The sequence below is a fragment of the Ilumatobacter sp. genome, from assembly GCF_041688325.1.
Taxonomy (GTDB): domain Bacteria; phylum Actinomycetota; class Acidimicrobiia; order Acidimicrobiales; family Ilumatobacteraceae; genus Ilumatobacter_A.
In genome coordinates, this window is sequence record NZ_JBDNIJ010000077.1 from 1 (window position 1) to 6,659 (window position 6,659).

8 protein-coding genes and 2 pseudogenes are annotated in these 6,659 nt (G+C 64.0%); 4 read left to right on the forward strand and 6 right to left on the reverse strand.

Annotated elements, in window-relative coordinates; translation table 11 throughout:
- Positions 1–148 (reverse strand): annotated as a pseudogene (locus ACH2EI_RS05490) (xylose isomerase); the annotation flags it as partial.
- A 119-nt stretch (positions 149–267) separates the two neighbouring features.
- On the opposite strand from ACH2EI_RS05490, the gene ACH2EI_RS05495 reads away from it, so the two are divergent.
- Entirely contained in the window at positions 268–1,476 is a 1,209-nt protein-coding gene (locus ACH2EI_RS05495) for an ROK family protein (RefSeq protein ID WP_395159373.1), read from the forward strand.
- Between the two features lie 21 nt (positions 1,477–1,497).
- On the opposite strand, the gene ACH2EI_RS05500 is transcribed toward ACH2EI_RS05495, so the two are convergent.
- The gene (locus tag ACH2EI_RS05500; RefSeq protein ID WP_395159375.1) at positions 1,498–1,872 is read right to left on the reverse strand and encodes a hypothetical protein; all 375 of its coding nucleotides are present in this window, start codon (positions 1,870–1,872) and stop codon (positions 1,498–1,500) included.
- A complete protein-coding gene (locus ACH2EI_RS05505) occupies positions 1,869–2,486 on the reverse strand; it encodes an MBL fold metallo-hydrolase (RefSeq protein WP_395155787.1) in 618 nt (205 codons plus the stop codon). The genes ACH2EI_RS05500 and ACH2EI_RS05505 overlap by 4 nt, the downstream gene beginning before the upstream one ends.
- A 93-nt stretch (positions 2,487–2,579) precedes the next feature.
- Here ACH2EI_RS05505 and pyk point away from each other — a divergent pair, with 93 nt between their 5' ends.
- Positions 2,580–4,007 (forward strand): pyruvate kinase, encoded by a 1,428-nt coding sequence (pyk, locus tag ACH2EI_RS05510; protein ID WP_395155789.1) that lies wholly within the window; start codon positions 2,580–2,582, stop codon positions 4,005–4,007.
- Positions 4,008–4,020: 13 nt separating this feature from the next.
- Here pyk and ACH2EI_RS05515 read toward each other — a convergent pair whose 3' ends face one another.
- Complete coding sequence (locus ACH2EI_RS05515) at positions 4,021–4,425, reverse strand: type II toxin-antitoxin system VapC family toxin (protein ID WP_395159377.1); 405 nt, start codon at positions 4,423–4,425, stop codon at positions 4,021–4,023.
- A gap of 1 nt (position 4,426) precedes the next feature.
- Positions 4,427–4,741, reverse strand: a complete 315-nt coding sequence (locus tag ACH2EI_RS05520; protein ID WP_395159379.1) for a type II toxin-antitoxin system Phd/YefM family antitoxin — start codon at positions 4,739–4,741, stop codon at positions 4,427–4,429.
- A gap of 54 nt (positions 4,742–4,795) precedes the next feature.
- Here ACH2EI_RS05520 and ACH2EI_RS05525 point away from each other — a divergent pair, with 54 nt between their 5' ends.
- The gene (locus tag ACH2EI_RS05525; RefSeq protein WP_395159381.1) at positions 4,796–5,902 is read left to right on the forward strand and encodes an acyl-CoA dehydrogenase family protein; all 1,107 of its coding nucleotides are present in this window, start codon (positions 4,796–4,798) and stop codon (positions 5,900–5,902) included.
- 158 nt (positions 5,903–6,060) lie between these two features.
- Positions 6,061–6,522, forward strand: coding sequence for a hypothetical protein (locus tag ACH2EI_RS05530; RefSeq protein ID WP_395159383.1), 462 nt, complete (start codon positions 6,061–6,063; stop codon positions 6,520–6,522).
- Positions 6,523–6,529: 7 nt separating this feature from the next.
- Here ACH2EI_RS05530 and ACH2EI_RS05535 read toward each other — a convergent pair.
- Positions 6,530–6,659: pseudogene (locus ACH2EI_RS05535) on the reverse strand (Mobile element protein); the annotation flags it as partial.

Sequence of the window (6,659 nt, forward strand, 5' to 3'; positions counted from 1 at the left end):
CACCGAAACGGAGGTGTTCGGCCATGGTTTTGCCCATGACCACTCGGTCGGCGTTGTACCAGCGGAACGCCAGCGGGTTGTCGGAATCGGGGCCTTCGTAGGCGATGGCGTCGATGTCAGGGAAGAAAGGTTCAGGTGTTGAAGTCATATCGAGTGCACTTTTTCTCGTCGGAAGGGGCGGGAATGGGGCTGCAAGAGGGTCAGGTGGCGCGTCGGGCAGTTGGCAACTGCTCGTGAAGAGGCCCTATTTGTAATAGAGTACAACAAATGGGGACTACCGCACCGAAGGCAACAAAAGGTGTGCGATCCGAGACGCTCCGGCGATCGAATCTGGCGTCGATCCTCGCAATGCTGCGGACGGCCTCCTCGGTCACTCGTTCCGAACTGGTCGAAGCGACCGGACTGACGAGAAGTGCAGTTGGGTCACTCATCGGCGAGTTGGTTGAACACGGCCTCGCGACCGAAACCGGTGCACAGCACGATGGGCAGCGCGGTCGTCCGTCCGCGACCGCAGAACTCGATGGGGCAGGGATCGCGGCACTGTCGTTCGAGATCGGCGTCGACGGTGTGGCAGCAGCACTCATCAACTTGCGCGGTGAAGTGATCGATGATGCTCGAGTAAGCCGGACGCGCGGCCCGGTGTCGGTGGAGACGAAGGTCGACGATCTGGTCACGCTCGCGAACCTGATCGGCTACGAAGATGGCGCGGTTGGAGATTGGCGCATCGTGGGTATCGGCGTCGCAGTGGCGGGCACTGTCACCTCGGACGGCCACACTGTCGTCATGGCTCCCAACCTGCAGTGGAGCGACGTGCCGCTTGCCGACCTGGTGAGCGCGCGATTCGGTGATGGCGTCGCGGTGACGATTGGCAACGACGCTGATGTCGGTGCGCTCGCCGAACATCGCTTCGGAACCGGCGACGGCGCCAACAACATGATCTTCGTCGGCGGCGAGATCGGCGTCGGCGGCGGAATTATTGTGAATGGCCAACGTGTTCACGGCCGGTCGGGATTCGCCGGCGAGATTGGGCACATGCCTGTCAACCCCAGCGGCGATGTGTGCGGCTGCGGTTCGACCGGCTGCTGGGAGACCGAAGTGGGGGAGCGGGCGCTACTGCGGCGCGCCGGTCTCGATGAAGACGGTGGCGACGCGGCCGTGCAGCGGTTGCTCCTCGCAGCTCAGCATGGAGATGCGACGGTGCTTGACGCACTCGCTGAGCACGGCGGCTGGCTGGCGATTGGCCTCGCATGTTTGATCAACATCTTTGACCCCGAGGTCGTTGTGATGGGCGGCATGTTCAACGACGTGTGGCGCCACGTCGAAGACGTCGTCACCAGCGACCTCGCTCGCACGTCGTTCGGCGGGCGGGCGCGGCCTGGCGTGGTTGTCGCAGGGAGGCTTGGCAACTCAGCACGCTTGATCGGTGCTGCCGAGCTGGCATTTCAGCCGCTCCTCGAGGACCCTGTCAGCGCCTGAGGGTTGGCCCGTCGGCGCCAGCTACTCGCTGTCGCGGAGGTCTTCTTTCCACGCCCGAAAACGTTCGTGGCGCGCTCCACTCGGCCCGACACCGTCGGCTGATCCGTCAGGATGGAGCCGCAATGTGAAGCTGCGATCGAGATCGTCGGCGTGCGCGACCCAGTACCGGGCGTCGGCGCCTTTGGCGGGGCCTGACCGCCAGAGCAGCCAGGGGCCGATGCGCCGCTTGTAGTCGGCGACTGGCTGATCGGGGAGGTCGTTGCCGAGTTGGAGCAGCGACAGCGGCGCTTCGATCCATGCGGTTGCTTTGATGTTGCGATCCCGTGTGGGCGTCGGTGGTAGTTCGGCCGTGTGGATCGGTGTCTCGTCGTCGGGGCGCTCGTCGTAACGAGTCACCAGCCGCGTTCGATCCACTCGTCGAGGTGTGGCCGTTCGGCCCCGATTGTCGTGTTGTCGCCGTGGCCAGGCAGCACGATCGTCTGGTCGTCGAACGTGAAGAGCCGATCGGTGATCGACTCGATGATGGTGCCAAAGTCGCCGATGTCGGACTTCGTGTTGCCCGGGCCGCCTGGGAAGAGGGTGTCGCCGGTGAAGAGCAGGGGAGTGTTCTCCAACGCAAACGAGATCGAACCCGGTGTGTGCCCTGGGTTGTGGATTGCGTGCAATCGGAGTCTGCCGACCTCGATCACCTCGGTGTCGTCGAGAAACACGTCGTAGCCGACGTCGGCAAGCATCGGGGCGTCGAGTTTGGTGACGGCGACTTCGTAGCCGGCTTCGCGCATGGCCGGGATGGCCTGGATGTGGTCCCAGTGGCCGTGGGTTTCGAGCACTCGCTTCACACCCAGTGCGTCGCAGAGTTCGAGGAGCCGTTCGTGTTCGTTGGCAGCGTCGAGCAGTACCCCCTCGCCGGTGGCCTTGCAGCGGACGACGAACACGTTGTTCTCGTAGGGCCCGACGACGACCTTGTGCACCTCGGTGTCGGCATCTGACCAATGCAGTGTCTTGCTCATCGCTTCATTCTGCCAGCCCTTCCCATCGTGATGCGGAGTCCCACTCACCCGCACACGGGGTCCGGCCGCACTCAGGCCGGTACGGTGCTGGGCGTGGCACGTCGCACGAAGATCATCGCAACCATCGGGCCGGCATCGGCAGACGAGGCAACGCTCATTGCAATGATGCAGGCAGGCATGAACGTCGCGCGCATCGCGCTGGCGCACACGCCGCTCGATGAGGCCCTCGAACGACATCAGCGCATCCGTGATGTTGCCGAACGACTTGGCCTCAATATTGGCACGATGATCGACCTTCCCGGATCGAAGACGCGCACGGGTCGTTTCCCGGCTGAGGGCGTCGAATTCTCGGTCGACGACACGGTGACCCTGGTTCCCGGTGCCGGCGACAGTAGTGCCGAGCAAATCTCGATCGACTACGCACATCTCGTCGATGACTGCCATGTGGGCGACGAGATCTTGGTTGGCGGCTCGGTCATCTTCGCCGTGCAAAAGGTGCAGGGCCAGAGCATCACGGCCAAAGTCATTTCGAGCGGCCCGCTCAGCGGCCGCGCCGGCGTACACATCCCATTCGGCACCGCCGTGTATCGGCCGGTCACCGACTTCGACCGGGAAGCCCTTGACAAGTTCGTCGAGGTCGGCGTCGACATGGTCGCCATCTCGGTCAACTCCGGCCGTGATCTTCGTGAGCTTGCGCTCGAACCGCACCCTCGTGGCCCGATGGTCATTGCCAAGATCGAGACCATGGCGGCAGTTGAGAATCTGTCGAGCATCATCGAGGATGCTGCCGGCATCATGGTGGAGCGTGGTGCCCTCGGCATCGAGGCGAACCTCGAAGATCTGCCGCACATTCAAAAGAGCGTCATCCGTGAGTGCATTGCGGGTGGTCTGCCGGTGATCACCGCAGCCCAGATGCTCGACTCGATGGTCAAGGCGCAGGCACCCACCCGCGCTGAGGCGACCGACATTGCAAACGCGGTGTTCGACGGGACGTCAGCCGTCATGCTGTCGGCCGAAACGGCGATCGGCGAGCACCCAGTACTCGTCGTCGAAACAATGGCCCGTATTGCCGAACGTTCCGACGACCAGTTCAACCACCAGGCGTGGGCCGAGCGCGTCGCCGCAATCCGCATGGCGGGTCACGAACACAGCGAGGCAGCGATTACCGACGCGATGACGATTGCTGCCGCACGTGCCTCAGAAGAACTCAACGTGCGCGCGCTGCTGTGCATCTCGGCGAGCGGTTTCACCGTTCGTTCGATGGCGCGGTTCCGGCCCAGCGCGAAGATCCTCGGGTTCAGCGGTCAGAAGGCGACCGTCCGTCAGCTCGCGTCGAGTTGGGGTGTCACGCCGATCTATTTCGAAAGCGGTACGGCTGACTACGAAGAGCGTGTCCGGCTTGCCGTCAATCAGGCACGTCGAGAAGGTCATGTGGCTACAGGCGACCTGATTGGTGTGGTTGCTGGCATTGCGTCGGTGGCGCGAGCAACCGACACGTTCCGCATGATGCGCGTTCCGTAGGGAGCAGCTGGGCTCAGCTCGACACGACGTCGAAGCCGAGCCCGAGTGCCACGCCGATCTGCGGCGGGTCGAACGTGACGAACCGGCGCGGCTCAGGGAGCCGCTCGGTCGCCGCGAGGTGAATCGCGTCGGTCAGCCGAACGGGCTGTGTACGGGCGAGCGCAGCGGCACGATCAAGGCATCGCTGATCGACCGGTACGACGTGCAGATGATCCCAGATGCGCCGGACGGCGTCTTCGAGATCGAGGCGAACGAAACGGTTGTCTGACAGCCGGTCGATCGCTGGGAGTGCTTCGGTGAGGGCCATGGCCGACGCCGCCCACACCGGGTCGCTCGCCAGTGCTGCTTCGGCGACGAGGCGCTGCGGGCCCTCGATTGCAAGAGCGAGCACGGCGCTGGTGTCGAGGACGACGGTCATGTCAGCCCCGCAGCTCGCGTAGTACCTGGTCGATGCGCGAGCCGGCGTGTACTTGGACTGCTTCAGGTGGTCGCCACTCACCAGTTCGGCGCGGTGGCACGACCGCGCCGGCGCCGATCAGGCGGTCGAGGTCGGGGGCGTCGGCGTCGAGTGGGCCGAGTTGTGCGACGGGCCGCCCGCCGGTCGTCACGACCGTTCGCTGGCCTGACTCGGCGCGCCGGACGGCGTCGGCGAGGCCGGAGCGCAATTCTCTGATGCCGAGGCTGAGAGCCCCGCCATCTGCCCCGCCATCATGTCGTTCCGTATTTGTGTCCACATGTGTACACAAGCAGATTTGTGGAGTCAGCGCAACCGCGCCATGATCTCATCCATGAACTTCGCATTCACTGAGGAACAAGAAGAACTCCGCAAGACCGTGCGCGCCTTCCTCGAAGCCAAAAGCTCCGAAGAAGCCGTGCGCGAGCAGATGGAGACCGACAAGGGTTTTGACGATGCCGTCTGGACCCAGATGGGCGAGCAGATGGGCCTCCAAGGCCTCGTTGTCCCCGAAGAATTCGGTGGCTCGGGCTACGGCTACGTCGAGCTCGGCATCGTGCTCGAAGAGATGGGCCGCAGCCTGCTGTGTGCACCGTTCTTCTCGACCGTCGTGCTCGCTGCCAACGCGCTGATCCTTTCGGGTGACGATGCAGCCAAGCAGGCGCACCTCCCGGGCATCGCTGCTGGCACCACGAAGGCCACCGTCGCCTTCACCGAGCCGAACGGCAAGTGGGACGAATCAGGTATCGAAGCAACCGCTGACGCCAATGGCAAGATCACTGGCACGAAGAGCTTCGTGCTCGACGGCAACACCGCTGACCTGATCCTCGTTGCAGCCAAGACCGCAGCCGGCACGAGCCTGTTCGCCGTCGCCGGTGACGCTGCTGGCCTCACCAAGACGGCGCTGTCCACGATGGATCAGACTCGCAAGCAGGCCAAGCTCGACCTCGACGGTGTGCAGGGCACGCTCATCGGAGCCGACGGCGGCGGCTGGGCAATCCTCCAGGGCATGCTCGACCTCGCAGCTGTCGGCCTCGCCGCCGAGCAGGTTGGCGGAGCGCAGATGGTGCTCGACATGGCTGTCGAGTACGCCAAGGTCCGTGTGCAGTTCGGTCGCCCGATCGGTTCGTTCCAGGCCATCAAGCACAAGTGCGCCGACATGCTCCTTGAAGTCGAGTCGGCCAAGTCCGCTGCCTATTACGGCATGTGGTGCGCCGCTGAGATGAACGACGAGCTCGCCTCGACCGCTTCGCTCGCCAAGGCCTACTGCTCGGAGGCGTACTTCCACGCCGCAGCCGAGAACATCCAGATCCACGGTGGCATCGGCTTCACCTGGGAGCACCCGGCGCATCTCTACTTCAAGCGTGCCAAGAGCTCCGAGCTGCTGTTCGGTGACCCGACGTACCACCGCGAGCAGCTCGCGCAGCGCATCGGTATCTGAGAACTTCAGCGCCACCCGGCGTTGACCTGAACCTGACCGCCCGGCTCACTCGTGAGTCGGGCGGTTCCGCGTGTGTGGGTCGGGTGTTGGCGTGCTGACTGGCGCGCGTTTGTGGCTGGGGCGGCTGCACAGCTTGAGCCCTGGCCTAGAGTTTTCTCATGCCTGTGATCACGATGGTCTTTGCTTTTGTGTCGGCGCTCTTGGTTTTCGTGATTGCTGCGGGGTCGGTCGGGCGTGAGGCACATCGGCTCGATGCTGTAGCGCCGCGGGCGGTGTACCTGCCCGACGAGGCGGTCGACTTCGTATGTGACCGACTGCCGCAAGAGAGCCAGGCTCGACTCACGCCTGCAGAAGTCGAACAGCTCCTGCGCTTTCACATGCAGTGGCTGCACGCCCAAGGACTGCAGCCCGACAAGGTCGTCGATCGCAAACAGGGCATCGACGACACGGTGGTGGTCACTGAAGACACTCTCACGGCCTACCTGCTTGGCGAGTCCGATCGAAACAACCTCGACCTGCTCGATGACGTCGATGTCGTACATGTCGTTGAAGCGCACCTCGCCTACTTCGACGCAATTGGCGCTGTGGGCCCGCAGGCTCCGCTCGACGACCTGATCTAGTGCCGCGTCAGGCAACGTTTGCGCGTTTGACGAAGGCCCGGAGTTTGAGGTCTTGTGCGTGGCGGTTGCGCCAGCGGATGTAGCGGCGAATCATTGATGCTTGCTCGGCGTGGGTGCCGTGATCGGTGCCATCGAGA

Excerpts from the sequence above, each read along its gene's own strand:
- ACH2EI_RS05515 (WP_395159377.1), bottom strand. The coding sequence starts at position 4,425 with ATGACCGTCGTCCTCGACACCAGCGCCGTGCTCGCTCTTGCAATCGAG.
- ACH2EI_RS05525 (WP_395159381.1), top strand. The coding sequence starts at position 4,796 with ATGAACTTCGCATTCACTGAGGAACAAGAAGAACTCCGCAAGACCGTG.
- ACH2EI_RS05505 (WP_395155787.1), bottom strand. The coding sequence starts at position 2,486 with ATGAGCAAGACACTGCATTGGTCAGATGCCGACACCGAGGTGCACAAG.
- ACH2EI_RS05495 (WP_395159373.1), top strand. The coding sequence starts at position 268 with ATGGGGACTACCGCACCGAAGGCAACAAAAGGTGTGCGATCCGAGACG.
- ACH2EI_RS05530 (WP_395159383.1), top strand. The coding sequence starts at position 6,061 with ATGCCTGTGATCACGATGGTCTTTGCTTTTGTGTCGGCGCTCTTGGTT.